We start from the raw sequence: 24,916 nt of genomic DNA, 5'->3' as shown, positions 1-24,916 counted from the left end.
CACCAGCAACGCCCTCAAGCTGGCGCGACCGCCGCTGGCGACCGGCCCGATGGCCATGTCGTGTAAACCGAAATAGCGCGGATCGTCGAGCCGGTAGATGGCGATGTCCGCCGCCTTGCCCACTTCCAGCGTGCCGAGATCATCCAACCCCAACACCTGCGCGCCGCCCGCCGTGCCCCAGCGCACCACGTCATCGATGCTGGCCGCATCCGCGCCGCCTTCGAACTGGCCGCCGACATATTTCGGCTGCGCCCGCTCGCCTTTGCGCGCCCGTTGCAGCAGCCAGGCGGCGTGGGTTTCCGAGAGCATGTCCGCCGCTTCATTGGAGGCCGCGCCATCGACGCCGATGGACACCGGCACACCCGCCGCTTCCAGCGCCGGCAAGTCTGCAATGCCGCTGCCCAAGCGACCGTTGCTCTGCGGGCAGTGGGCGATGCCGGTGCCGGTCTGGCCGAGCAGTTGGATTTCTTCTGGCAGCAATTTCACTAAATGGGCGAACCAAACGTCGGAGCCGAGCCAGTCGTGCTCGGCGCAAAACTGCACGGGCGTCATGCCGAACTTGGTGCGCGCGGCGTCGAGGTAATCCACGGTTTCGGATAGGTGACTGTGCATGCGCAGGCCGAGCTTGCGCGCCACCGCCGCGGTCTCGCGTAACTCCGCCGGCGTGGTGGAATGCAAGGTGGTGGTCGGCGCCATCACGATGCGCCGGCGCGCGTCGGCAGCGGGGTCGTGGTAGCGCGCGGTCAGGCGTTCGACGTCGGCCAGGTAGTCGTCGAGTTTCTCCGGGCGCATGGCTTGCGGCAGGTCCGCCTCCAACTGCCGCGTTTGCGTGGCGCCGCCCCGGCACAGCACAAAGCGCAGGCCAAGGGCGTCGGCTTCCTCGAACAGAATGTGCGCGCTGTCGAACGGCATGCCGGGGTAATACAGGTAATGGTGATCCGCCACGGTGGCGCAGCCTGAGCGCAGCAATTCGAGCAAACCAATGCGCGCGGCGAGGCGAAAACTGTGCTCATCAAACGCGCCGCGAAACCGGTACGGCGTCGCCGCCAACCAGGGCGTGAGCGACTGATTCAAACCCTCGGGCTCGCCCTTGAGCAACGACTGAAACAGGTGGTGATGGGTGTTGATCCAGGCCGGATAAATCACGCAATCACGGGCATCGATCTGCGCCTCGCCGGGCTGCGGTTGCAGGTGGCCGATGGCAGCGATGCGGCCGTCGACAATGCGCATGTCCGGCCCGGCATGGCGCGACTCGGCGCCGCGTTTGCCGGTGAGCATGGCGCTGGCATTGCGGATCAGCCAGGAAGTATTGGCGGTCATGTGTGGTGCTCCGAAATCATTGATTAGCCCTGCTCACTTTCATGCCAATGCCCAAGGCTATAACGCGCCAACGCCGCCATCAGGCTAAACAGCAGCACGCCCGTCAGGGCGATCAGCACAAGCGCCGCAAACAGGCGCGGAATGTTCAGTTGAAAGCCGGCCTGCAAAATCTGATACGCCAGCCCGGCGCTGGTGCCCCCGGTGCCCGCCACAAACTCCGCCACCACCGCACCAATCAACGCCAAACCGCTGGCAATGCGCAGGCCACCGAAAAAATACGGCAAGGCGCTGGGAATGCGCAGCCGCACCAGCGTCTGCCAACGGCTGGCGCGGTTCAGGCGAAACAGATTAAGCAGCCCCGGATTAACACTGCGCAGCCCCAGCACCGTGTTGGAAATCACCGGAAAGATCGCCACCAGCGTGGCGCAAATCACCAGCGCCAGCGTGGCGTTGCTGCACCAGATAATAATCAGCGGCGCGATGGCCACCACCGGCGTGACCTGCAACAGAATCGCGTAAGGAAACAGACTGGCCTCGATGATGCGGCTCTGCACAAACAGGAACGCCGCCAGCACGCCCAGCACCACGGCGAGGGCAAACGAGAGGAAGGTGATTTTCAGCGTCATCCATAACGCACCGAGCAGCATTGGGCCGTCGACGATCAGCGTGCGGCCGATGTCGGCGGGACTCGGTACTAGATAGACCGGCACCTTTAGGGCCACGCACAGCAGTTGCCAGACGCCGAGCAGTACGGCGCCGACCAACAGCGGGGCGAGGATGTTTTGCACGGAGGGGTTGGATAGCCAGGGTTTGGTTTTCATGGGGTGGCTCCTGTCGGTGCGACTGAGATCAAAAGCGCCCTCTCCCCCAGCCCCTCTCCCGTGAACGGGCGAGGGGAGAAAAGCGGGATCGCGATCAGATTCCCCTCTCCCGCGCGCGGGAGAGGGGCTAGGGGAGAGGGCAGCAGGCGACGCCGATTCAATGCCCGCCCTCCCCATTCGCTTCCACCAACAACGCCGACAACCGCGCGCACTGTTCGATAAACCCTGCCGACATGCGAAACGCCTCGTCACGCTCGGCCGGCCCGTCGATTTTCACATCGGCAATCACCCGCCCCGGCCGCGCGCCCATGACCACCACGCGCGAGGACAAAAACACCGCCTCGTAAATGCTATGGGTGACGAACACCACGGTCAGGTCGCGGCGCGACCAGAGTTGGCGCAGGTCGCTGTCCAGCCGGTTGCGGGTGAATTCGTCGAGGGCGCCGAAGGGTTCGTCCATCAACAGCAGGTTGGGTTCGGTGGCGAGCGCGCGGGCAATCGAGGCGCGCATCTGCATGCCGCCCGATAGCTCGCGCGGGTACACGCCGCCGAAGTTTCCCAGGCCAACCAGCTCCAGCGCGGCCTGCACCCGTGGCTCGCTGTCGGCGCGGTGGATGCGCGCCAAATCGAGCGGCAAGCGCACGTTGTCGGCCACCTTCGCCCACGGCATCAAGGTGGCTTCCTGAAACACCATCGCCAGTTTTTGCTGGGCGCTGTCGGTGCCCACTTCGCCTTTGCCCCACCAGCGCACATGACCGGCCGACGGTTGTTCCAGCCCGGCGAACATTTTCAGCAGCGTGCTCTTGCCGCAGCCCGACGGGCCCAGCAAGGACACGAATTCGCCCCGGCCGATTTCCAGCTTCATTTTCTGTAACGCGTGGGTGCCGTTGCCGTAGGTTTTCTCCACCTGATTGGCCAGCAGCACCGGTGGCTCTTCGCTCACGGGCAGGTTGAAGGCGGCGTTCATAGCGGCATGCCCGCGGGGCGGAATTGCTCTTCTTCGCCATGGGCTTGCAGCAGGTCGAAGAGCATCTTGCGCATGATCAGGCCCGGCTTGTCCGACTCCATATGAAACTCCACGCGCCGACGCGTATCGACGCAGGCGTCGTAGTCGGTGGCTTCGAGAATCTCTTTGTCTTCAAGGGTGATCGGCGCGTCCCAGGCAATCAGCTCTTCGGTGCTGCACGCCTCTTCGCTGTCGTTGCGGTACAGCCACTGCACCAGCTGAATGCGCTTGTCATCAATGGGCGTGGCGCAGTTGTAGATGATGTGGTGCAGGCCGCTGTCGGGGTAGGTGCAGCCAAAGCGGCGCACGAACGGCAGGTGCCAGCGGTTGAACAAGTGGCGCGTGGTGGTCGGTGCGTCGGTGCCCGTTACGCGGTGCCCGGCCGGTGGGTTGTTGATCGGCACAATGGTTTCGGCCTCGAAGCCCCACTCGTTTTGCTCGAGCAAGTACTTCGACGGTTTGGGCTGGCTGAGCATGCCGAAGTTGGCCTTGTGCACAAAGCTGAAGTGCGAGTTATCGAACGAGTTCTCCATAAACCGCAGCGGGCTGGTCTGCCATTCTTCGTAGAACTGGAAGATGCGCCGGTACTGCGGCTGACCTTCTTCGTCGAAGTGCGGAATCGGCTGCAGCGGCTCGCCCAGGCACACCCACACGTAGCCGTATTTTTCCTGGCAGTGAAACGCATCAGTGCGCGCGCCAGCGGGTATCGGCGCGTTGTCGGCTTTCTGCGGAATGCACACGCAAGCGCCGCTGCCGTCGTAGCGCCAGCCGTGGTAGCCGCAGACGATCACGCCGTCATCGACCCAGCCTTTGGACAACTGCGCGGTGCGGTGGCAGCAGCGGTCGGCCAGGGCAATCGGCCCCATTTCGCCATCGGTCTTTTTGCCCATAAACAGCACCAGGCGTTCGTTGAGCAGGGTGAAGGGTTTCGGGCCGTCGGCGAGCAAGCTCACGGGCATGAGTGCATACCAGAAGCGGCGCAGTACGGGTTGTTGAGTCACAAGCATGGCAATTTCCTCATCACAGCTTTTAACGCCCACGCTCTGCGGCAGGGCTTAAAAATGAATTACTGCGCCGCCACATCAGCGGCGGCCGGCAGCACCTTCAGGTCGCGGACGAAGCGGGTGTCGTAGGCTTTTTTCCAATCGGCATCGGCGCTGAGCAGGTTGGCTTTCACCATGAAGTCGCGGGTCGCCTGCCAGCGCGCGTCGGTCATGGTGCCGATGCCCTGGGTCTGCGCATCGCCGCCTTCCACCAGGCGGTATTCCTTGAGCTTGGCCACGCCCCAGGCGAGCAACTCGTCGTTCATGCTCGGGTTGTCGTGCTTGATCAACTCGTTGGCGGCAGCGGGTTCGGCCAGGTAGCTTTTCCAACCCTGCATGCTGGCTTTGACGAAACGCTGAAGCACTTCAGGGCGGCTGGCGATCACGTCCTGGCGGGTGACCAGCGTCGAGCCGTAGGGCGGGTAACCGGCGTCGGCGAACAGAAAGAAGTTGGCCTTCTCGCCGGCTTTCTGCGCCTGGAACAATTCCGAAGTCGGGTAGCCCTGCTGCGCAGTGTTGGGGTCGGCGAAGAACGGTTGCAGGTTGAAGGTGTACGGGCGCGCCTGGGCGTCGCTGAAGCCGTACTTGCCTTTAAGCCACGGCCACCAAGTGGTTTGGCCCGAGGTGGAGACGAGAATTTTCTTGTCCTTCAAGCCGTCCAGGCTGGTGACATCGGCGTGGGTCAGCATGCCCTGCGGGTCACCCTGAAACGGCGCGCCGATGGCCACCACGGGCAAGCCCTGCTGCACGCTGGCGAGCACTTGCAGGTCGTAGTTGATGATCACGTCGGCCTGTTTGCTGAGCAGCAATTGCATGCCGTTGACCTGCGGACCGCCCATGCGAATTTCCACGTCCAGGCCGTTCTCGGCATAAATGCCTTTGGCCTTGGCCTGGTAAAAACCGCCCTGCTCGGCCTGCGCATACCAGGAGGTGAGCAACACAATTTTGTCGTTGGCCTGCACGCCCAGGCTGAGCAGGATAGAAGCGGAGGCGATACATGCTTTCACGGCGAATTGCTTCATGGTGGTGGTCTCTTTTAAGGAGGGCACAGAGAAAGCCGCGCCCAGCGCAAAACGCGCCGGGCGGCGAGGGAAACCGGAGGCGATGCGGGAACTGGAAAAGGCACGGAAACGAGAGGCCGACAGGCACAAACCTGTGGCGGGCGACGGCATGAGCAACGGGCAAAAACGGTTCATGGCTGACCTCTCTCTCGTCCGGGCAATCGCCAGGATCAAGCACCCGCAACCGGGTGTGCGGCCGGGGTGGCCGCAAGAGCAATGTCCTACGTCGAATGAACTGCCTCGACGCTAACCGCTTCTACTCGGGTCAGGTCTTTGCAGAGGCTGTGCCAAGTTATGGAAAACGCCGATGCCAGCGGCGTTTGTTGACCACCCAGACAGATCAGGCCGGCCTTCCAACCGAACCTGACAGCTACAAAACCGCGCACGCCCCTAACGGTTTCGCACAACGACGGTGCACACCACGCACTGAAGGCGACATACACGGCTTTTTCTGCGACGCCCGCTTGTCAGTGTGCAGCCGCCTGGGTTATCAGTGCACAGGCTCCCCATCCTCAACGGTTCGGTTGTACTTATGAACTTCGAAGTCCCCGCGCACACCGCCAAAAACACCGGCAAACCGGCCGGGCGTATCCGCCAGAAAAACGAAGAAGCGATTCTGCTCGCCGCCGAGGAAGAGTTCGCTCGCCACGGTTTCAAAGGCACCAGCATGAACACCATCGCCCAGACTGTCGGCCTGCCCAAAGCCAACCTGCATTACTACTTCAGCAACAAGCTGGGGCTGTATTTGGCCGTGCTGAGCAACATTCTCGAATTGTGGGACAGCACGTTTAACAACCTCACCGCCGAAGACGATCCGGCGCAGGCGATGGCTGCTTACATTCGCGCCAAAATGGAATTCTCCCGGCGCCAACCGCTGGCCTCGAAGATTTTCGCCATGGAAGTGATTGGCGGTGGCGAGTGCCTGTCGGAGTACTTCAACGAGGATTACCTGACCTGGTTTCGCGGCCGTGCGGCCGTGTTCGAAGCCTGGATTGCGGCGGGCAAAATCGACCCGGTCGACCCGGTGCACCTGATCATTCTGCTGTGGAGCAGCACCCAGCATTACGCCGACTTCAACCAGCAAGTGTGCCGCCTCACCGGGCGCAAAAAACTCGCCAAGGAAGACTTCGCCGTGGCCACCGACACCCTCATTCACATCATCCTCAAAGGCTGCGGGCTGACGCCGCCAAGCGCCTGATGCCGTTCAGCCTTGCCCAACCTTGCGAGTACCGCGAGGAGATCAAAAAAAGTCGTTTCCACACCTTGGCTGCGCCGATTACCAGCGCGGCCGAGGCGCAGGCGTTTATCGAACGCCACAGCGACCCGGCCGCCACGCACAACTGCTGGGCCTGGAAAGTGGGTCAGCAGTACCGCTTCAGCGACGACGGCGAACCCGGCGGCACCGCCGGCCGCCCGATATTGGCCGCCATCGAAGGGCAGGACTGCGACAACGTGGCGGTGCTGGTGATTCGCTGGTACGGCGGCATCCAGCTCGGCACTGGCGGCCTGGCCCGCGCCTACGGCGGCGGCGCGAGCAAGTGCCTGCAAGGCGGCGAGCGAGTGGAACTGGTCAGGCGCGTGAGCTGCGCCTGCCACTGCCAGTTTGCCGAACTGCCCATTCTGAAAGCGCGGCTGGGGGAGTTGGAGGCGCTGCTGGAGAGCGAGGTGTATGACGGTGAGGGGGCCACGCTGCAGCTGGCTATTCCCGAGGCACGGTTCGCTGAGCTACAGCGGGTAGTTGGCGATATCAGTCGCGGGCGGGTTGTTTTGCGGCGTCTGTAAGTCGTTTTGCTTCGGGTTACGCGTACTCCTGCTCGATTCTGGATTCCCGCGCAGGCGGCGGTCCGACGATTCGGAATCCAGGTGCGGAGAGGGTGCTGCTGTCCACGGTCTGCTTTGCGCTTCTAACAAAAAACCCAACCACCACCCCAACTTTCTGACTCACTGGCCAAGTTTTTGCTTACACCTGACTCAGTCGTATTTTTCGAGTCAGCCGCCATGTCCAGTTCCCCTCCCACGCCCCGCTTGCAATTGCTCGGCATTACCAAGCGCTACCCCGGCTGCCTGGCCAACGACCGCATTGATCTGAGCATCGAGCCGGGGCATATCCATGCGCTGCTGGGCGAAAACGGTGCGGGCAAAAGCACGTTGATGAAGATCATCTACGGCGTCACCCAGCCCGACAGCGGCAGCATCGTCTGGCACGGCCAAACCCTGACCATGCGCGACCCGGCCATGGCGCGCGGCCTGGGCATCGGCATGGTGTTCCAGCATTTCTCGCTGTTCGAAACCCTCACCGTTGCCGAGAACATTGCCCTGGCCATGGGCAGCGAGGCCGGTACGCCGAAGCAATTGGAGCCGCGCATTCGCGAAGTGTCGCAGCGCTATGGCATGGCGCTGGAGCCGCAGCGGTTGGTGCACAGTTTGTCCATTGGCGAGCGCCAGCGCGTGGAGATCGTTCGCTGCCTGATGCAAGACATCAAGCTGCTGATTCTCGACGAACCCACCTCCGTGCTCACGCCGCAGGAAGCCGATGAACTCTTCGCCACCCTGCGCCGCCTGGCCGCCGAGGGCTGCAGCATTCTGTTTATCAGCCACAAACTCGGCGAAGTACGCGCCTTGTGCCAGAGCGCCACGGTGCTGCGCGGCGGCCGGGTGTCGGGGCATTGCGTGCCGGCTGAATGCTCGGACCTGGAGCTGGCCCAGCTGATGGTCGGCGACGCCGAAGGACTGGAAAGCGAGTACCCGAAAGTCAGCGGTGGCCGTGTGCGGCTGCGGGTCGATGACCTCAACTGGCACAACATCGATCCCTTCGGCACGTCGTTGAGCAACCTGCGCCTGGACGTGCGCAGCGGCGAAATCGTCGGCATTGCCGGTGTCGCCGGCAACGGTCAGGACGAACTGCTCGCCCTGCTTAGCGGTGAAGTGCGGCTGCCGCGCGGCGAACGTGAACGCATCAGCCTCGACGACCAGCCCATCGCCAACCTTTACCCCGACGCGCGCCGCCAGCGCGGGCTGGCCTTTGTGCCGGCCGAGCGCCTGGGCCATGGCGCGGTGCCGGATATGTCCCTGAGCGACAACGCCTTGCTCACCGCTTTTCAACAAGGGCTCGTGAGCAAGGGGCTGATTCAGCGCGCCAAGGTGCTGGCCTTTGCCGAGGCCATCATTCAGCGCTTCGCGGTAAAAACGCCGGACGCCGAAGCTGCCGCGCGCAGCCTGTCGGGCGGCAATTTGCAGAAATTCATCCTCGGCCGGGAAATCATGCAGCAACCAAAACTGCTGGTCGCCGCACACCCGACCTGGGGCGTCGACGTTGGCGCAGCGGCCGCCATTCACCGCGCCTTGATCGCCCTGCGCGATGCCGGGGCGGCGATTCTGGTGATCAGCGAAGACCTCGACGAACTGTTCCAGATCAGCGACCGCATCGGCGCGCTCTCCAGCGGCACGCTTTCCCCACTGGCCGCCACCGCCGGCACCACGCCTGCTGATGTCGGGCGCTGGATGGCCGGCCAATTCGCGCCCCAGGCGCCGCATTTTTCCACCGACACCAGCGCCGCCAGCGCTGCCACTCTGAGCTGACGGAGCACCCGCATGTTGTTATCCCTGCAACCGCGCGGCCAGCAATCGCGCGCCATGCTCTGGCTATCGCCACTGCTGGCCGCCGTGCTGACGCTGATCTGCGGCTCGTTGCTGTTTTTGCTGCTGGGGCTGAGCCCGGCTAAAACCCTGCACACGCTGTTGATCGCGCCCGTTAGCGACTGGTACGGCGTGTCGGAATTGCTGGTCAAGGCGCTGCCGATTCTGCTGTGTGCGTTGGGCCTTGCAGTGGCGTACCAAGCGCGCATCTGGAACATCGGCGCCGAAGGCCAACTGCTGCTCGGCGCCCTCGCGGGTAGCGCGGTGGCGGTGCATATCATCGACTGGGAAAGCCGCTGGGCGCTGGTCTGGGTGCTGCTCGCCGGCACCTTCGCCGGCGCTGCGTGGGGCGGGCTTACGGCGTGGCTGCGCACGCAGTTCAACGCCAACGAAATTCTCACCAGCATCATGCTCAACTACATCGCCCTGAACCTGCTGCTGTACTTCGTACACGGCCCGCTGAAAGACCCCGACGGCTACAACTTTCCGCAATCGGCCATGTTCGGCGACATGGCGCGCCTGCCGCTGATAAGCGAAGACGGCCGTCTGCACGCCGGCATCTACTTCGCCTTGCTGGCACTGGTGGCGGTGTGGGTGCTGCTGCAGAAAAGCTTTCTGGGCTTTCAGATCAAGGTGCTCGGGCTGGACCGGCGCGCGGCCGGGTTTGTCGGCTTTCGTGAGAAGCGCCTGGTCTGGTTTGCGCTGCTGGTCAGCGGCGCGCTCGCCGGCTTGGCGGGCGTCAGCGAAGTGGCCGGGCCGATTGGCCAACTGGTGCCGCAGGTGTCGCCGGGCTACGGCTATGCCGCCATCACCGTGGCGTTTCTTGGGCGCTTGAATCCGCTCGGCATCGTCTTCGCCAGCCTGCTGATGGCCTTGCTCTACCTCGGTGGTGAGAGCGCGCAGTTGAGCCTGAACCTGCCCCAGGCGATCACCCAGTTATTCCAGGGAATGATGCTGTTTTTCCTGCTGGCGTGTGACGTGTTGATTTTGTATCGGCCGCGGGTGAAGGCGGTTTGGAAGCGGCGGTTGGCAGTTAAAGCGACGGCGGCCTGAACGTCCCCCCTCACCCCCAACCCTCTCCCACGAGGGGAGAGGGAGCCAGACCGCACGCGATTCGGCTCCCCTCGCCCGCTTGCGGGAGAGGGGCTGGGGGAGAGGGCAAGCCGTTCGCCATTACATAATTTGCGGAGCAACACCCGATGGATCTCGACCTGTTAAGCAACATCCTCTACGCCATGGCCCGCACCGGCACGCCGCTGCTGCTGGTGGCCCTGGGCGAACTCATCTGCGAGAAAAGCGGCGTTCTCAACCTTGGCCAGGAAGGCATGATGCTGTTCGGCGCGGTGATCGGTTTTATCGTCGCCTTCGGCACCGGCAGCCTGTGGCTCGGCGTGTTGCTGGCGATGGCGGCGGGCATGTTGTTGTCGATGCTGTTCGCCACGGTGGCCCTGGGCTTTAACGCCAATCAGGTGGCCACCGGTTTGGCGCTGACCATCTTTGGCGTCGGCTTGTCCTCCTTCATCGGCGCCGCTTGGGTCGGCAAGCCATTGGCCGGCTTCGAGCCGCTGGTGATTCCGCTGCTCAGCGACATCCCCTTGATCGGCCGCATGCTCTTCGCCCAGGACGCCTTGATTTACCTGTCCTTCGCCCTGTTTGCGCTGGTGGCTTGGGTGCTGCTGAAAAGCCGCATCGGTTTAATCATCCAGGCCGTCGGCGAAAACCCCGACGCCGCCAGCGCCATGGGGTTGCCGGTGCTGCGCGTGCGCACGTTGGCCGTGATGTTCGGCGGCGCCATGGCCGGTTTGGCGGGCGGGTATCTGTCACTCGCCTACACGCCGATGTGGGCCGAAAACATGACCGCCGGGCGCGGCTGGATTGCCTTGGCGCTGGTGGTATTCGCCAGTTGGCGCGTGTTCCGCGTACTGCTCGGCGCGTACCTGTTTGGCCTGGCCAGCATTCTGCATTTGGTGGCGCAGGGCATTGGTTTGTCGGTGCCCTCGAACCTGCTGGCGATGCTGCCGTATGTCGCCACGATTGTGGTGCTGGTCCTGCTCTCGCGCGACGCCATCAAAACCCGACTGTTTGCGCCGGTGTCGTTGGGCAAACCGTGGCAGCCTGGGCATTGAGTTGTTGGGCTTCGCTGCGAAGGCGAAGCCAACGAATCATCCACACACGCCCTGTTGATCCTGACCACCCAGTTAGGTATTGTCGCCCCCACGCCTTACGGCTACCTGGATCAGCAGACAGGGCAACACTGAGCTGGCTACCTGAAATCAACCTCAAGGAGCCTGCTCACATGGCAGCTACCCGTCTCTGGATCAAAAATCCCCTCGCCGTTTTCACTGGTAATTCACTCGACGCCGCTGGCGGTCTGGTGGTGGAAAACGGAGTCATCGCTGAAGTGCTCGGCGCTGGCCAATCTCCTTCCCGCCCGTGTGATTCCACCTTCGATGCCCGCGAGCATGTGTTGCTGCCGGGCCTGGTCAATACCCACCATCACTTCTATCAAACCCTCACCCGTGCTTGGGGCCCGGTGGTTAATCAACCGCTGTTTCCGTGGCTGAAAACCCTGTATCCGGTGTGGGCGCGGCTGACCCCAGAAAAGCTGGCGCTGGCGACCAAGGTGGCGCTGGCCGAGTTGTTGTTGTCCGGTTGCAGCACGGCGGCCGATCACCATTACCTGTTCCCCGGCGGCCTGGAAAACGCCATCGATGTGCAGGTGGATGTGGTGCGCGAACTGGGCATGCGCGCCATGCTCACGCGGGGTTCCATGAGCCTGGGCGAGGCTGACGGTGGCCTGCCGCCGCAGCAAACGGTGCAGCAAGGCGAGGTGATTCTGGCCGACAGCCAACGCCTGATCGAGCAGTACCACGAGCGTGGCGATGGTGCGCAAATTCAGATCGCACTCGCGCCGTGCTCTCCGTTTTCGGTCACTCAGGACATCATGCGCCAGAGCGCCGAACTGGCTGAGCGGCTGGACGTGCGCCTGCATACGCACCTGGCCGAAACGCTGGATGAAGAAGATTTCTGCCTGCAACGGTTCGGCCTGCGCACCGTGGATTACCTCGACAGCGTCGGCTGGCTCAGTTCCCGCACCTGGCTCGCCCATGGCATTCACTTCAACCCGGACGAAATCGCCCGCCTCGGCGCGGCCGGCACCGGTATCTGCCATTGCCCAAGTTCGAACATGCGCCTGGCCTCGGGCATTTGCCCGACGGTGGACCTGGAAGCGGCCGGCGCGCCCATTGGTATTGGCGTGGACGGCTCAGCCTCGAACGACGGCTCGAACATGATTCTCGAAGCCCGGCAGGCGCTGTACATCCAACGCCTGCGTTACGGCGCGGAGAAAATCACGCCGGAGTTGGCGCTCGGTTGGGCCAGCAGAGGTTCGGCGAAGCTGCTGGGCCGTAGCGATATTGGCGAGCTGGCCGTCGGCAAACAGGCCGACCTGGCGTTCTTCAAGCAGGACGAGCTGCGTTTCTCCGGCAGCCACGACCCGGTTTCCGCGCTGCTGTTGTGCGGGGCGGATCGCGCCGATCGGATGATGATTGGCGGCGAATGGCGTGTGGTTGATGGGCAGATTGAAGGGCTGGATGTTGCCCAGCTGATCGCCGACCACCGCCAGGCGGCAAAAGCGTTGATCGCCGGTTAAACCCGGCCTCTGCACCACATCACAGCGCCCACGCGGCGCCACGCACCAACAGCGTTCTTCTGTTGTACCCGAGCACCCGCTGCCGCCCCGTTTCTACGCGGCGGCAGCGGTTAATTGTCCAGTTGGTCAATTTTTTGCAATCGCTATCGCCAGCCATTCAAAAAACAACGACACACACCACTGGAGCTCTATTCGCTATGCGGAACACTTTGAAAAAGCCCCTGCTGCGCACCCTGATCGCCGCACTCGGTTTCAGCGCCACGTTGGGCGCCTCGGCGGCGGATCCGCTGAAGGTGGGTTTTGTTTATATCGGCCCGGTGGGCGATCACGGTTGGACTTACCAGCACGAGCAAGGCCGCAAGGCGATGGCCGAAGCGTTGGGCGACAAGGTCGATACCAGCTATGTGGAAAACGTGCCCGAAGGCGCCGACGCCGAGCGCGTGATTCGCAACATGGCCAAGGGCGGCTACAAGCTGATCTTCACCACCTCGTTCGGCTACATGAACCCGACGCTGAAAGTGGCCAAGCAATTCCCCGGCGTCACCTTTGAGCACGCCACCGGTTACAAGCAGGACAAGAACCTGGGCACGTACTTGGCGCGCACCTATGAAGGCCGTTATGTGGGCGGCTACCTCGCGGCGAAAATGACCAAAACCAAGAAGGTCGGCTACGTCGCCTCCTTCCCGATTCCGGAAGTGATCCGCGACATCAACGCCATCCAACTGGCGCTGGACAAGTACAACCCTGGCACCGAAATGAAAGTGGTGTGGGTGAACTCCTGGTTCGATCCGGGCAAAGAATCCGACGCCGCCAACGCGCTGATCGATCAGGGCGTAGACGTAGTGTTCCAGCACACCGACAGCCCGGCGCCGATCCAGACCGCCGAACGTCGTGGCGTGTATTCGGTGGGCTATGCCTCCGACATGGCGCACTTCGGCCCGAAAGCGGTGCTGACGTCCATCGTCAACAACTGGGGCCCGCACTACATCAAGTCGACCCAGGCGGTGCTCGACGGCACCTGGAAGCCGCAGGATTTCTGGGGCGGGCTGGATGACGGCACCGTGGAATTGCCGATCAGCGACATCGTGCCGGCTGAGGTGAAAACCGAGGCCGAAAAAATTATTGCCGACATCAAGTCTGGCGCCTTCCACCCGTTCACTGGCCCGATCAAGGACCAAACCGGCGCGGTGAAAATTCCGGCTGGCGTGGTCGCCACCGAAGCGGAACTGGCCTCGATGAATTACTACGTCGAGAACGTCAAAGCCGAGTTGCCGAAGTAAAGGTGCCGCGTTAAACCGGGGCACCTCGCAGGGTGCCCTTTTTGCATTTTGTTTTCCGTGCCGTCCCTGCTGAATGGCTCAGCAGAACCGCCTCTTCGCTATGGGTACGAGAAGACCTGAGCAGCTTGGAGCCGACATGCCTAATTCCCTTCCCATTATCGACATCGCCCCGCTGTATCAACACGACGACGCCGGCTGGCTGAACGTTGCCAGGCAGATCGACGCCGCCTGCCGCGAGTGGGGCTTTTTCTATATCAAGGGCCACCCGATCAGCGCGCAACGCATCGACGATTTGCTCAACGCGGCGAAGACGTTTTTCGCCAGCAGCGAAGCCGACAAGCTGCGCATCGACATCACCCAGAGCGAGCACCATCGCGGCTACGGCGGCATCGCCACCGAGCAGCTCGACCCAAGCAAACCCAGCGACCTGAAAGAAACCTTCGACATGGGCTTTCACATGCCCGCCGACCACCCGGAAGTGCTCGCCGGCAAACCGCTGCGAGGCCCGAATCGCCACCCCGACCAGCCCGATTGGGAAGCGCTGATGGAACAGCATTACCTCGACATGCAAGCGCTGGCGAAAACCTTGCTGCGGGCCATGACCATTGCGCTGGATATCGACCGCGACTTTTTCGATGTGCGCTTCAACGAGCCCATCAGCGTGCTGCGCATGATCCATTACCCGCCCCGCCATACCGCCAGCAGCGCGGAGCAACAGGGCGCCGGCGCCCACACCGATTACGGCTGCATTACATTGCTGTACCAGGACGATGCCGGCGGCTTGCAGGTGCAAAACGTCAAAGGCGAATGGATTGACGCACCGCCGATTGCCGGCACCTTTGTGGTCAACCTCGGCGACATGATGGCGCGCTGGAGCAACGACCGGTACAAGTCGACGCCGCACCGGGTAATCAGCCCGCTGGGCGTGGATCGCTATTCCATGCCGTTTTTTGCCGAGCCGCACCCAGACACCGTGATCAGTTGCCTGCCGGGCTGCTCGGATGACAGCCATCCGCCGAAGTACGCGCCGGTGACCAGCGCGGCGTATTTGATGTCGCGCTTTGCCGATACGTACGCGTACATCCGCGAGCAGGAAGCGCTGTAGCGGCCCAGCAAAAAGCTCGCGGCTAAAGCCGCTCCCACAGGAGCTAAACGTTACCTGTAGGAGAGGCTTCAGCCTCGAGCTTTTCAGCCGCACTTCCGTCCGCCGGCTATGCTGTGCTCCCTACCCTTTCAACAGGAGCCGACCATGGCACAGACAAAATCCGCACTCATCATCGGCGCCTCGCGTGGCCTCGGGCTGGGCCTGGTGCGCCAGCTGCACGCCGATGGCTGGCAGGTAACGGCCACCGTTCGCAGTCAGACCGGCGTTGAAGCCTTGCAGGCGCTGGCCGGGGTAAAGGTCGAGCAACTGGAGATGAACGACGGCGCGCAAGTCGACGCCTTTCAACAGCGTGTGGCGGGGCAGACGTTTGATCTGGTGTTTATCAATGCCGGCGTTTCCGGCCCGTCTCATCAGTCGGTTGAACAGGCCACCGTCGAAGAGATCGGCCAGTTGTTTATGACCAACGCCATCGCCCCGATCCGCCTGGCGCAACGGCTGGTGGGACAGATCAACAAGCCCGACGGCGTGCTCGCGTTCATGAGTTCGGTGCTGGGCAGCGTGGCCATTCCTGAGGGCAACAATATGGCGCTGTACAAGGCCAGCAAGGCGGCGCTGAATTCGATGACCAACAGTTTTGTGTGCGAGCTACAACGCGACGGGCTGACGGTGCTTTCAATGCACCCGGGCTGGGTGAAAACCGACATGGGCGGCGACGGCGCCACGCTGGATATCGAGACCAGTTGCAAAGGGATGGTGGCGCAAATCAACAAACAAGCCGGCGTGGGTGGACATCGGTTTATTGATTACCAGGGCGAAGCGATTGCTTGGTAAGAGCCGCCCTCACCCCAACCCTCTCCCGTAAACGGGAGAGGGGGTCAAATCGCGCTAGAGGGGCGGACGGCGTTTGTCTCCCCTCGCCCGGCACGGGAGAGGGGCTGGGGTGAGGGCGCGGTTTACAGGCCGATAAACGTCAGCATCAAAAACGTCGCAAACAACGCGAAGTGGGTCATGCCTTCAATGGCATTGGTCTCGCCGTCGTTGAGGTTGATGGCCGCCACCACCAGGGTGATAAACACCATCATGGTCTGCACCGGCGTCATGGCCATGATGAACGGCTGACCGGTGTACAGCGCGATGCCTTCCATCACCGGCACCGTGAGAATCACGGTCGACAGCGAAGCACCGAGTGCGATGTTCACCACCGACTGCATGCGGTTGGCCATGGCCGCGCGCAAGGCGGTGAGAATTTCCGGGGCGGCGGAAATGCCGGCCACCAACAGCGCCGCCAACACGGGTGGCGCGCCGGTGCCCTCAAGGCCGAGGTCGAGGGTTTTCGACATCACTTCCGCCAACGCACCAATCACCACCACACCGGCAATCAGCAAACCAATGGACAGCGACTTGCTCTCGCGCTCTTCTTCCTGAGCATTGGCGCGGCGTTTTTCCGGGTAGCTGTAGCTGAAAAAGTAACTGTGCGGGCCGACCTGCATGCGCAGGAACAAGCCGTAGAGCATGACCATCATGACGATGGTGAATGCCGAATAGGCTTTCCACGATTGTTCCGGCACGAACTCCGGCACCACCATGGAAATGCCCATGGCGGTGAGGATCATCACGCTATAGCTGCGCGCGGAATCGTCGTTGTACGGTTGCTCGCCGTGCTTGAGGCCACCCATCAAGGCGGCCAGGCCGAGAATGCCGTTGATGTCGAGCATCACGGCCGAATAAATGGTGTCGCGCACCAGGGTTGGCGACGCTTCGTTACTCATCATGATGCCCAGCACCACCACTTCCACCAGCACGGCGGCCGAGGTAAGAATCATGGTGCCGTAGGGGTCGCCCACCCGGTGCGCCAGCAGCTCGGCGTGGTGTGCCACGCGCATGGAGGCGCAGATAATCGCACCCACCAGCACCAGCGCGCTGAACAGCGCAACGGCTTGCCCCGAATGCAGCAGCACATGCTCCAGCGGGTAGGCGATGGCCACCGCCAGGACGGCGATCAGCAGCATCTTTTCGTTCTTGAGATGGGCAAGCATGGGATGTCGGCGCTCCGTGGCAACAAAATGTTTCGGCAGTCTACGTGCCCATCCGTTCAGAGAGAATCGCGTGCGGGATTCTGTCTTCACGGTCAGCTAAACTAGCCGGCATTTCCAACTGACAAGGTGCTCACCATGTACGACTGGCTCAACGCCCTGCCCAAAGCCGAATTGCACCTGCACCTGGAAGGCTCGCTCGAGCCGGAGTTGCTGTTCACATTGGCCGAGCGCAACAAGATTGCCCTGCCCTGGAACGACGTCGAAGCGCTGCGCAGCGCTTACGCGTTCAACAACCTGCAAGAGTTTCTCGACCTCTACTACCAAGGCGCCGACGTGCTGCGCACCGAGCAGGATTTTTACGACCTGACCTGGGCCTACCTGCAACGTTGCAAAGCGCAGAACGTGGTGCACACCGAACCCTTTTACGACCCGCAAACCCATACCGATCGTGGCATTCCTTTTGAAGTGGCGCTCAACGGCATTGCCACCGCGCTGAAAGATGGCCGCGAACAACTGGGCGTGAGCAGCGGTTTGATCTTGAGTTTTCTCCGGCACTTGCCCGAAGACGCCGCGCAGCAGACCCTCGACCAGGCGCTGCCGTTTCGCGATGCGTTTTTTGCCGTCGGCCTCGACAGCTCGGAGATGGGCCACCCGCCGAGCAAATTCCAGCGCGTGTTCGACCGTGCTCGCGGCGAAGGTTTTCTCACCGTGGCGCACGCCGGCGAAGAAGGCCCGCCCGAGTACATTTGGGAAGCGCTGGATCTGCTGAAAATCAGCCGCATCGACCACGGCGTACGCGCCAGCGAAGACCCGCGTTTAATGCAGCGAATCATCGACGAGCAAATTCCGCTGACCGTGTGCCCGCTGTCCAACACCAAGCTTTGCGTGTTCGAGCACATGGGCCAGCACAACATCCTCGACATGCTCGAACAGGGCGTGAAAGTGACGGTGAACTCGGATGACCCGGCGTACTTCGGCGGCTACGTGACCGAGAACTTCATGGCGCTGCACGAGCACCTGGGCATGACCCAGGAACAGGCGCAGCGGCTGGCGCAGAATAGTTTGGATGCGCGGTTGGTTAAGGGATAAGCCTGTAGATCGGCGCGGGCGCCTCCCCCTCTCCCTAGCCCTCTCCCTCAGGGAGAGGGGACGAAAAGCCAAAGCACTGCGCCGATCGGCTCCCCTCGCCCGCGCGCGGGAGAGGGGCTGGGGGAGAGGGCCGGCGCCCTACGCCGTCTCCATTCGTTTCACCCGCGAAACCACCAACCAATCCAACACCCCAATCACCACCAGCGACATCCCCACCAGCGGAAACGCCACGCCCAACGCGATGATGATCACCACCGCCGTCTTCCACAGCGGCAAGTCGTGGCGCAGCGGCGGCACACCGAGTTGGCCTTGCGGCCGACGCTTCCACCAGATCACCAGACCACTCACCGAGCTGAGCAAAATCAGCAGGCACACGGCCAACATAAACAGCTGATTGGCCAAGCCGAACAGTTTGCCTTCGTGCAGCATCACCCCGGTTTCCACGCTTTTGGCCACCAGGTTGTAGTGCTGCCAGCGCACGTCGGCGAGCACCTTGCCGCTGTATTGGTCGACGTGCAGCGTGGCGTCGTTGCGCGGGTCGTCGGCAAAGACCGCAATGGTGAAAACGCCCTCTGCCCCCTGCGGCAGGGTGATGCTGTAGCCGGGCGTTACGCCGTTGGCTTCGGCGATGTCGACCACCTGTTGCAACGGAATCTGGCCGCTGGCGGCGGGCGCCATGTCGGCCATATGGTGACCGTTGTGCGCCGCATGGGGATCGACAGCCGGCGGCTTGGAGGCTGGCAGCGGCGTGTTTTCCACAGCCCAGGGCACGGTCTGCGAATCGCGGGTATTGAGACTGCGGGCTTCGGCGCCGGATTTGGGCACGTCGTTCCACATGGCGGCCGGAAACTGGTTCCACACGTCCGCAAAGCTTTTGCCCCAGAAGCCGGTCCAGGTCATGCCGGTGAGCAGCATAAACAGCAACAGCAGCGAACCCCAGAAACCGGTCACCGCGTGCACGTCGCGCCAGAACAAACGCCCCCGCGCGGCCATGCGTGGCCACAACACGCCCGCGCCCCAGCGACCACGCGGCCACCACAGGTACAGGCCCGACACCACCAGCACTACGCCCCAACCAGCGGCCAGTTCCACCAGGCGGTCGCCGACGGTGCCGATCATCAGCTCGCCATGCAGCGCACGGGCAATGGCTTGCAGGTTGTTTTGCGCGTCCTGGCTGCCGAGCACCGTGCCGTTGTAAGGGTCGACAAACAAATTAAGCTTGCGCCCCGCCTCGGTCACCACGAACTGCGCGCTGTGGCGTTCGTCCACCGGTGGCAGGTATTGGCTCACGGCGGCCTGCGGATATTCCGCTTGCACCCGCGCCAGTTGCGCTTCGGCGCTCAGGCGTTGGCCAATCGGATTGACCTCCAGCAGGTCGGCGTACATCAGGTTATCGAGCTGCGGTTTGAACAGATAAATGATGCCGGTCAGCGACAGCATCACCATAAAAGGAATGACAAAAAGCCCGGCGTAGAAATGCCATCGCCAGGCCTGGTTGTAGAACGACACAGGCGCCTTGCTCATACACTTTTCCCCGGCGTGTTAGTTGCTGTGCTTGGACATATCGTGCTGCGCCGGCGGTGCATCTTTTTGCACGGCCACTTGCACGGTCACCTCGCCCGCTTTTTCAAACGTCAGGGTCAGGGGAAAGCGCTCGCCGTCTTTGAGCGGTTGCTTCAGGTTGAACAGCATCACGTGGTAGGCCATGGGCGCGAAGGTCGCTTCGCCGCCAGCCGGCACGGTGACGAATTGCACCTGCTGCATTTTCATCAGGCCGTTCTGGTCGATGTGTTCGTGCATCTCGGCTTTGCCGGCCGCCGGGGTTGCCACCGAGACAAGCCGATCAGCGCTGGCGCCTTTGTTGTGCACGATGAAATAGGCCGCCGCCGTGGGCGCGCCCGGCGGCATTTCGCGCGACCACGGATGATCGATATGCAGCTCGCCCACTTCGTACTCGTGGGCCACGGCAGCAAACGGCACGCTCAGCAGCGCGCTCAGAAACAAGGACTTGAACAGGGTCATCACACTTCTCCAAAAAATGAACACAGGGTTACCGGCAGAACAGCGTGTTCAGATCGGGGACGCGCGGGGGTTGGCCGAGGGCCATGAATAACGGGGCGGCGCTTTGCTGCGCGGCTCCCAGGCGGGAAGCCGGTCGCGGCGCGGGCGCAGCAGCCAGCTCAGGCAGAACAGCAGCGCCAAGCCAAGGCTGATGGCGCCGCAGAGGGGACAGTTAAACGAAGGGGTGGCGCTGTCGTCGTTGATCGAGCCGCTGCCGGAATCCAGCGTCGGGCCGGCGCCGTTATCGGCGGAGCAGAACGCACCACCCACACCATTGAGACTCAAGCCCAACATCTGCCCATGACCAATGCCGCAGGCGAGCACGTTGAACAGCACGCTGAAATACAGCAGCCAGGCCACGAGCGAGCGATTGGGAGGGGAGACGATCATGGCCGCGACTCTACCAGCGCGCCGCGCGATGACAAACCCCGGCGCGCGAGCGATTTGCCGCACACGCCGGTTCGTGGGGCGGCGCTAGGGCTTGGCTTCAAGCAGTTGGCTACAACGCAATTGAATGAACTCACGCAGCAAGTACACCGTTTTACTCAGTTGGGCGCGATGGGTGCAGATTAGGTTAAGAGCCGCCGGCTCGCCACGCAGTTCCGGCAACAGCACCTTCAGGCGCCCGGCCTGCACATCGGCGGCCACGTCGAGCCAGGACTTGTACATGACGCCGCGCCCGGCCACGCCCCAGCGGCGCACCACGTCGGCATCATCGCTGACCTGGTTGCCGCCCACCGTCACGCTCAGTTCGCGCTTGCCATCGATAAACCGCCAGCGCTCGTGCAGGCGGCCGCCGAGCATGTACAGCAGGCAATTGTGCTGCGCCAGTTGGTCGACCCGCAGCGGTTCGCCGTGCTTTTTCAAGTAAGCCGGCGAGGCACATAACACGCGGCGATTGTTGGGGGCCAACGGCAGCGCTACCAGACTGGAATCTTCCGGCGCGCCGTAGCGAATGGCGATGTCCACCGGCTGGCGATAAAGGTCGGCGTTGCGGTCGCCCAGCAGCAGGCGCACGTGCAATAACGGGTGCTCGGCCTGGAACTCGTCGAGCCAGGGCAGCAGCACATTGCGGCCGAAATCCGAGGGCGCGGAAATTTGCAGCACCCCACTAATGTCTACCTTCCTGCCCGCCAATTGCTGCTGGGCTTCGTCTAGGCTTTGCAGAGCGGCGCGGGCGTAGCCCAGAAACTGCTCACCCTCAGGCGTCACGCGCAAACTGCGTGTGGAGCGGGCGAACAAACGTACTTCGAGCTGCTGCTCAAGGCGCTTGAGCGCCGCGCTGGCCACGGCTGGCGACACATCCAGATCACGCGCCGCCGCTGACAGGCTGCCCAAGTCAGCGGTACGCACAACAATTTGCAGATCATCCAGGCGCAACATGGCGGTTCTCGCGGCAGGCAATTATCAATAGAGAATTGAAAGAGAGTTCGCTTTTACGCTCTTTTTCCCACTCGCGAAATATCAGAACCTGCGCGTCATCCATCGCCCATCTACTTTTCGGAGTCTTCACATGAAAGCCATCGCCTATTACCACTCGCTGCCCATCGACGATGAAGCCGCGCTGCAAGACATCGAACTGCCCGCGCCCACTCCCCTGCCGCGTGATTTGCTGGTGGAAGTGCGGGCGATTTCGGTAAACCCGGTCGACACCAAAATCCGTAAAAACGTGGCGCCGGAAAATGGCGACGCGAAGGTTCTGGGCTGGGATGTAGCCGGCGTGGTGAAAGCGGTGGGCAGCGAAGTGAGTCTGTTCAAGGTCGGCGACAAGGTGTTCTACGCCGGTGCCCTGACCCGCGCTGGCGCCAATAGCGAGCTGCACGTGGTGGACGAACGCATCGTCGGCCATATGCCGAAAAATCTCAGCTTCACCCAAAGCGCCGCCCTGCCGCTGACCGCGATCACCGCTTGGGAACTGCTGTTCGAGCGCTTGCAGGTGCCGCAGGGCAGCAGCGGCAAAAAGCACAGCCTGCTGGTGGTAGGCGCCGCTGGCGGCGTGGGTTCGATTCTGGTGCAACTGGCTCGTCAGCTCACCGACCTCACCGTAATCGGCACCGCCTCGCGCAGTGAAACCCAGGACTGGGTGCGCGAGCTGGGCGCCCACCACGTCATCGACCACAGCAAGCCGCTGGCCGAGGAACTCAAACGCATCGGCGTTGGCCAGGTGACCTACATTGCCAGCCTGACCAACACGGACGACCACTTCGACCAACTGGTGGAAGCGCTGGAACCGCAAGGCAAGCTGGGCCTGATCGACGACCCGAAAAGCCTCGACGTGACCAAGCTCAAGCGCAAGAGCCTGTCGCTGCATTGGGAGTTCATGTACACCCGCTCGATGTTCGAGACCGCCGACATGATCGAGCAGCATCGCCTGCTGAATCAGGTGGCCGAGCTGATCGACGCCGGCACGTTGAAAACCACCGTCGGCGAGCACTTCGGCAGTATCAACGCCGCCAACCTGCGCCGCGCCCACGCGCTGCTAGAGAGCGGCAAGGCCAAGGGCAAGATTGTGCTTGAGAGCTTCTGATTGGTGTGATGGCCATCGCGGCTGGTCGGAATGCCGCCAGGCCGCTCCTAGAGGTTTTTTATCAACTGTGGGAGCGGCTTCAGCCGCGATGCTTTCAACCGGACGACCGCGTGTCGCCCAACATCAAACGGTCAAAGAAAATTCATCAACGCTGACTAGACTGCAACTTCCTCGACATACCAACCGCAGGAGGCAGGCATGAAAATTCTGGTTCGTACGCTCTCCACGCCGCAAGGCCCGCTTTGGCAAGTTCGCATGGATCAACATGCCGTGAGTTTCCGCAGCGAGGCGCAAGCCCGCGAGTTCGTCACCACCTTGGAAGCCCGACTGAAAGCCCCGCACCAGCTCCCGCAAGTCGAACAACGCGCCGCCGGATAGCGCGTTTTTTTATGCCCGACGTGCCGTTACAACACCCCGAACGGCACGTTCTTGGCGCTGCGTGATGTCACCAGCGCCAGCACCATCGCCACCACACCGCACAGGCTGATGACCATCGCCATCGGCATTGCCGTGCCGTCGTGCAGCACGCCCACCAAACTGGCAGCGCCCGCCGCCACGCTGAATTGCAGGCAACCCAACAGCGCCGACGCGCTTCCCGCGTGGCTGCCCTGCCCGGCCATGGCGCAGGCCGAGGCGTTGGGAATGATGCAGCCCAAGCTCGCGATAAAGCAGAACAACGGCAGCATCAGCGGCCACAACTGCGCCGGTTTGAATGCGGTGACGGCCAGCAGAATCAGGGCGAACAACAGGTACAGCCACACGATCCGCACCAGCCAGTAACCCGGCCCGTGGTGGCGCAACAGGCGCGCGTTGATCTGCGCCGTCAGAATAAACCCCGCCGCATTGCCGCCAAACAGCCAGCCGTAGTGCTCGGGCGGCACGCCGTACAGTTCGATAAACACAAAGGGCGAACCGGCGATGTAGGCGAACATGCCCGCCATGGCGACGCCGCCCGTGAGCGCATGGCCGAGGAACTGGCCGTCGCCCAGCAAACGCCAATACTGACCAAACGCCCCCCGTAACCGCGGCCGCTCCAGGCCGGCGGGAATCGTCTCTGGCAACCACAGCGCGACGCCGAGCAGGCACAGCACGCTGAACCCAGTGAGGCACCAGAAAATCGAAGGCCAGCCAAACAAATTGAGCAACACGCCGCCCCCGAACGGCGCCAGGATCGGCGCCACGCCCATCACCAGCATCAATTGCGAGAACGCCTTGGCCGAGGCCAGCGGGTCGCACAGGTCGCGAATCACCGCGCGGGAAATCACCATGCCGGCGCAACCACCCAGGGCCTGCACGAAGCGCGAGGCGATCAGCCATTCCAGACTCGACGACAGCGCACATGCGGCCGATGCCAACGTAAACAGCACCACACCGACAAGCAGCGGCAGGCGGCGGCCGAAGCGATCGGTCAGCGGCCCGTAAACCAACTGCCCAATCGCCAGACCGCTGAAATAGGCGGCGAGGGTGAGCTGAATATGCTCGACGTCGGTGCCAAAGGCGTGGGCCAGGGTGGGGAAGCTGGGCAGGTAGAAATCGATGGCCAACGGGCCGAAGGCACTGAGCGCGCCGAGGATTAACAGGATACGTAAGTTCATTAAAGGTCCGGCAACAGCGAGAACACGAGGCGGGGCATGGTACACCGTGGGAGGGGTTGGGCCGTAGGCGGACGTTGGGATTGGCGATGGCCGGAGGGCTCGGTTGCTGGGGTTGTGCGATAGCGCTGGAGTTCGCGTGATACAGGCATTTGCGCTCGGCTTGAGATTCTGGATTCCCGCCTGCGCGGGAATGACGGTGAACTTGAATAAAACCTCCGTCATTGCCGCGAATGCGGCGGTCCGACGGTTCGGGATCCAGGGTTGTTCAGGGATCGCTGCTCGGCGGGAGATTCTGGATCCCCGCGTGCGCGAGGATGACGGTGGACTTTAATAACACCTCCGTCATTCCCGCGCAGGCGGGAATCCAGAGTCGTTCAGCCGCGGCCATTCCACGGAAAGTTCTGGCTCCCAAATCCAGAGTCGTTCAGGTATCGCCGCTCGGCTTGAGATTCTGGATTCCCGCCTTCGCGGGAATGACGGTGGACTGAATAAGACCCCCGTCATCCTCGCGAAAGCGGGGATCCAGGCTCGTTCAAGCATCGCCGCTCGACGAAAAACCCTAGATCCCGAATCGGCGGACCGCCGCCTGCACGAGGATGACGGTGGACTTGAATAAAACTTCCGTCATTCCCGCGAAGGCGGGAATCCAGGCTCGTTCAGGTATCGCCGCTCGACGAAAAACCC

23 protein-coding genes are annotated in these 24,916 nt (G+C 62.6%); 12 read left to right on the top strand and 11 right to left on the bottom strand.

Annotated elements, in window-relative coordinates:
* The 5 genes from AC0IW7_RS24070 to AC0IW7_RS24050 form a co-directional block, all read right to left on the bottom strand.
* On the bottom strand, positions 1–1,320 hold a 1,320-nt coding region (locus AC0IW7_RS24070), incomplete at its 3' end, for an amidohydrolase family protein (protein WP_471821315.1).
* A 23-nt stretch (positions 1,321–1,343) separates the two neighbouring features.
* Positions 1,344–2,141, bottom strand: coding sequence for an ABC transporter permease (locus AC0IW7_RS24065; RefSeq protein ID WP_471821314.1), 798 nt, complete (start codon positions 2,139–2,141; stop codon positions 1,344–1,346).
* A 157-nt stretch (positions 2,142–2,298) separates the two neighbouring features.
* Positions 2,299–3,108: an ABC transporter ATP-binding protein gene (locus AC0IW7_RS24060; RefSeq protein ID WP_471821312.1), complete on the bottom strand. Its 810-nt coding sequence runs from the start codon at positions 3,106–3,108 to the stop codon at positions 2,299–2,301.
* Positions 3,105–4,154: an aromatic ring-hydroxylating dioxygenase subunit alpha gene (locus tag AC0IW7_RS24055; protein WP_471821310.1), complete on the bottom strand. Its 1,050-nt coding sequence runs from the start codon at positions 4,152–4,154 to the stop codon at positions 3,105–3,107. Before AC0IW7_RS24055 ends, AC0IW7_RS24060 begins: the two co-directional genes overlap by 4 nt.
* A gap of 59 nt (positions 4,155–4,213) precedes the next feature.
* Positions 4,214–5,212 carry an ABC transporter substrate-binding protein gene (locus AC0IW7_RS24050; protein WP_471821308.1) on the bottom strand — a complete coding sequence of 333 codons (999 nt, stop codon included), beginning with the start codon at positions 5,210–5,212 and terminating at the stop codon, positions 4,214–4,216.
* A gap of 571 nt (positions 5,213–5,783) precedes the next feature.
* Here AC0IW7_RS24050 and AC0IW7_RS24045 point away from each other — a divergent pair.
* The 9 genes from AC0IW7_RS24045 to AC0IW7_RS24005 all read left to right on the top strand — a co-directional run bounded on the left by AC0IW7_RS24045 (position 5,784) and on the right by AC0IW7_RS24005 (position 15,755).
* Positions 5,784–6,449, top strand: a complete 666-nt coding sequence (locus AC0IW7_RS24045) for a TetR/AcrR family transcriptional regulator (protein ID WP_471821306.1) — start codon at positions 5,784–5,786, stop codon at positions 6,447–6,449.
* The gene (locus AC0IW7_RS24040) at positions 6,449–7,033 is read left to right on the top strand and encodes an IMPACT family protein (RefSeq protein ID WP_471821304.1); all 585 of its coding nucleotides are present in this window, start codon (positions 6,449–6,451) and stop codon (positions 7,031–7,033) included. Before AC0IW7_RS24045 ends, AC0IW7_RS24040 begins: the two co-directional genes overlap by 1 nt.
* A gap of 216 nt (positions 7,034–7,249) precedes the next feature.
* Positions 7,250–8,830 (top strand): ABC transporter ATP-binding protein, encoded by a 1,581-nt coding sequence (locus tag AC0IW7_RS24035; RefSeq protein WP_471821302.1) that lies wholly within the window; start codon positions 7,250–7,252, stop codon positions 8,828–8,830.
* 12 nt (positions 8,831–8,842) lie between these two features.
* Entirely contained in the window at positions 8,843–9,940 is a 1,098-nt protein-coding gene (locus AC0IW7_RS24030; RefSeq protein WP_471821300.1) for an ABC transporter permease, read from the top strand.
* A gap of 146 nt (positions 9,941–10,086) precedes the next feature.
* Positions 10,087–11,013, top strand: a complete 927-nt coding sequence (locus AC0IW7_RS24025; RefSeq protein ID WP_471821298.1) for an ABC transporter permease — start codon at positions 10,087–10,089, stop codon at positions 11,011–11,013.
* A gap of 170 nt (positions 11,014–11,183) precedes the next feature.
* On the top strand, positions 11,184–12,539 hold the full coding sequence (locus tag AC0IW7_RS24020) for an 8-oxoguanine deaminase (RefSeq protein WP_471821296.1): 1,356 nt from the start codon (positions 11,184–11,186) through the stop codon (positions 12,537–12,539).
* A 197-nt stretch (positions 12,540–12,736) separates the two neighbouring features.
* Positions 12,737–13,819, top strand: coding sequence for a BMP family ABC transporter substrate-binding protein (locus tag AC0IW7_RS24015; protein WP_471821294.1), 1,083 nt, complete (start codon positions 12,737–12,739; stop codon positions 13,817–13,819).
* Between the two features lie 136 nt (positions 13,820–13,955).
* Entirely contained in the window at positions 13,956–14,924 is a 969-nt protein-coding gene (locus AC0IW7_RS24010) for a 2-oxoglutarate and iron-dependent oxygenase domain-containing protein (RefSeq protein ID WP_471821293.1), read from the top strand.
* A gap of 144 nt (positions 14,925–15,068) precedes the next feature.
* Positions 15,069–15,755: an SDR family oxidoreductase gene (locus AC0IW7_RS24005; RefSeq protein WP_471821292.1), complete on the top strand. Its 687-nt coding sequence runs from the start codon at positions 15,069–15,071 to the stop codon at positions 15,753–15,755.
* A 122-nt stretch (positions 15,756–15,877) separates the two neighbouring features.
* Here AC0IW7_RS24005 and AC0IW7_RS24000 read toward each other — a convergent pair whose 3' ends face one another.
* Positions 15,878–16,960, bottom strand: a complete 1,083-nt coding sequence (locus tag AC0IW7_RS24000) for a calcium:cation antiporter (RefSeq protein WP_471821290.1) — start codon at positions 16,958–16,960, stop codon at positions 15,878–15,880.
* Positions 16,961–17,095: 135 nt separating this feature from the next.
* Here AC0IW7_RS24000 and AC0IW7_RS23995 point away from each other — a divergent pair, with 135 nt between their 5' ends.
* Positions 17,096–18,049, top strand: a complete 954-nt coding sequence (locus AC0IW7_RS23995; RefSeq protein ID WP_471821288.1) for an adenosine deaminase — start codon at positions 17,096–17,098, stop codon at positions 18,047–18,049.
* A 138-nt stretch (positions 18,050–18,187) separates the two neighbouring features.
* Here AC0IW7_RS23995 and AC0IW7_RS23990 read toward each other — a convergent pair whose 3' ends face one another.
* The 4 genes from AC0IW7_RS23990 to AC0IW7_RS23975 form a co-directional block, all read right to left on the bottom strand.
* Entirely contained in the window at positions 18,188–19,573 is a 1,386-nt protein-coding gene (locus AC0IW7_RS23990; protein WP_471821286.1) for a PepSY-associated TM helix domain-containing protein, read from the bottom strand.
* A gap of 18 nt (positions 19,574–19,591) precedes the next feature.
* Positions 19,592–20,071, bottom strand: coding sequence for a copper chaperone PCu(A)C (locus AC0IW7_RS23985; protein ID WP_471821285.1), 480 nt, complete (start codon positions 20,069–20,071; stop codon positions 19,592–19,594).
* A gap of 48 nt (positions 20,072–20,119) precedes the next feature.
* Positions 20,120–20,500: a DUF2946 domain-containing protein gene (locus tag AC0IW7_RS23980; RefSeq protein WP_471821283.1), complete on the bottom strand. Its 381-nt coding sequence runs from the start codon at positions 20,498–20,500 to the stop codon at positions 20,120–20,122.
* Positions 20,501–20,584: 84 nt separating this feature from the next.
* Positions 20,585–21,493, bottom strand: coding sequence for a LysR family transcriptional regulator (locus AC0IW7_RS23975; protein ID WP_471821281.1), 909 nt, complete (start codon positions 21,491–21,493; stop codon positions 20,585–20,587).
* A 130-nt stretch (positions 21,494–21,623) separates the two neighbouring features.
* Between AC0IW7_RS23975 and AC0IW7_RS23970 the strand changes: the two genes are divergently transcribed.
* Positions 21,624–22,637 (top strand): zinc-binding alcohol dehydrogenase family protein, encoded by a 1,014-nt coding sequence (locus tag AC0IW7_RS23970; protein ID WP_471821279.1) that lies wholly within the window; start codon positions 21,624–21,626, stop codon positions 22,635–22,637.
* A gap of 198 nt (positions 22,638–22,835) precedes the next feature.
* Positions 22,836–23,015, top strand: coding sequence for a hypothetical protein (locus AC0IW7_RS23965; RefSeq protein WP_122449729.1), 180 nt, complete (start codon positions 22,836–22,838; stop codon positions 23,013–23,015).
* A 26-nt stretch (positions 23,016–23,041) separates the two neighbouring features.
* On the opposite strand, the gene AC0IW7_RS23960 is transcribed toward AC0IW7_RS23965, so the two are convergent.
* The gene (locus AC0IW7_RS23960; protein ID WP_471821278.1) at positions 23,042–24,232 is read right to left on the bottom strand and encodes a Bcr/CflA family multidrug efflux MFS transporter; all 1,191 of its coding nucleotides are present in this window, start codon (positions 24,230–24,232) and stop codon (positions 23,042–23,044) included.
* Between the last annotated feature and the right edge of the window lie 684 nt (positions 24,233–24,916).

The sequence above is a fragment of the Pseudomonas sp. AC229 genome, from assembly GCF_979254655.1.
Note: the sequence above shows the minus strand (reverse complement) of the source record. Positions and strands in the feature narration are given on the sequence as shown.

What these genes read in the sequence shown, in the direction of transcription:
- AC0IW7_RS24065 (WP_471821314.1), bottom strand. Translation starts at nt 2,141, where the DNA reads ATGAAAACCAAACCCTGGCTATCCAACCCCTCCGTGCAAAACATCCTC.
- AC0IW7_RS24060 (WP_471821312.1), bottom strand. Translation starts at nt 3,108, where the DNA reads ATGAACGCCGCCTTCAACCTGCCCGTGAGCGAAGAGCCACCGGTGCTG.
- AC0IW7_RS24055 (WP_471821310.1), bottom strand. Translation starts at nt 4,154, where the DNA reads ATGCTTGTGACTCAACAACCCGTACTGCGCCGCTTCTGGTATGCACTC.
- AC0IW7_RS24050 (WP_471821308.1), bottom strand. Translation starts at nt 5,212, where the DNA reads ATGAAGCAATTCGCCGTGAAAGCATGTATCGCCTCCGCTTCTATCCTG.
- AC0IW7_RS24045 (WP_471821306.1), top strand. Translation starts at nt 5,784, where the DNA reads ATGAACTTCGAAGTCCCCGCGCACACCGCCAAAAACACCGGCAAACCG.
- AC0IW7_RS24040 (WP_471821304.1), top strand. Translation starts at nt 6,449, where the DNA reads ATGCCGTTCAGCCTTGCCCAACCTTGCGAGTACCGCGAGGAGATCAAA.
- AC0IW7_RS24035 (WP_471821302.1), top strand. Translation starts at nt 7,250, where the DNA reads ATGTCCAGTTCCCCTCCCACGCCCCGCTTGCAATTGCTCGGCATTACC.
- AC0IW7_RS24030 (WP_471821300.1), top strand. Translation starts at nt 8,843, where the DNA reads ATGTTGTTATCCCTGCAACCGCGCGGCCAGCAATCGCGCGCCATGCTC.
- AC0IW7_RS24025 (WP_471821298.1), top strand. Translation starts at nt 10,087, where the DNA reads ATGGATCTCGACCTGTTAAGCAACATCCTCTACGCCATGGCCCGCACC.
- AC0IW7_RS24020 (WP_471821296.1), top strand. Translation starts at nt 11,184, where the DNA reads ATGGCAGCTACCCGTCTCTGGATCAAAAATCCCCTCGCCGTTTTCACT.
- AC0IW7_RS24015 (WP_471821294.1), top strand. Translation starts at nt 12,737, where the DNA reads ATGCGGAACACTTTGAAAAAGCCCCTGCTGCGCACCCTGATCGCCGCA.
- AC0IW7_RS24010 (WP_471821293.1), top strand. Translation starts at nt 13,956, where the DNA reads ATGCCTAATTCCCTTCCCATTATCGACATCGCCCCGCTGTATCAACAC.
- AC0IW7_RS24005 (WP_471821292.1), top strand. Translation starts at nt 15,069, where the DNA reads ATGGCACAGACAAAATCCGCACTCATCATCGGCGCCTCGCGTGGCCTC.
- AC0IW7_RS24000 (WP_471821290.1), bottom strand. Translation starts at nt 16,960, where the DNA reads ATGCTTGCCCATCTCAAGAACGAAAAGATGCTGCTGATCGCCGTCCTG.
- AC0IW7_RS23995 (WP_471821288.1), top strand. Translation starts at nt 17,096, where the DNA reads ATGTACGACTGGCTCAACGCCCTGCCCAAAGCCGAATTGCACCTGCAC.
- AC0IW7_RS23990 (WP_471821286.1), bottom strand. Translation starts at nt 19,573, where the DNA reads ATGAGCAAGGCGCCTGTGTCGTTCTACAACCAGGCCTGGCGATGGCAT.
- AC0IW7_RS23985 (WP_471821285.1), bottom strand. Translation starts at nt 20,071, where the DNA reads ATGACCCTGTTCAAGTCCTTGTTTCTGAGCGCGCTGCTGAGCGTGCCG.
- AC0IW7_RS23980 (WP_471821283.1), bottom strand. Translation starts at nt 20,500, where the DNA reads ATGATCGTCTCCCCTCCCAATCGCTCGCTCGTGGCCTGGCTGCTGTAT.
- AC0IW7_RS23975 (WP_471821281.1), bottom strand. Translation starts at nt 21,493, where the DNA reads ATGTTGCGCCTGGATGATCTGCAAATTGTTGTGCGTACCGCTGACTTG.
- AC0IW7_RS23970 (WP_471821279.1), top strand. Translation starts at nt 21,624, where the DNA reads ATGAAAGCCATCGCCTATTACCACTCGCTGCCCATCGACGATGAAGCC.
- AC0IW7_RS23965 (WP_122449729.1), top strand. Translation starts at nt 22,836, where the DNA reads ATGAAAATTCTGGTTCGTACGCTCTCCACGCCGCAAGGCCCGCTTTGG.
- AC0IW7_RS23960 (WP_471821278.1), bottom strand. Translation starts at nt 24,232, where the DNA reads ATGAACTTACGTATCCTGTTAATCCTCGGCGCGCTCAGTGCCTTCGGC.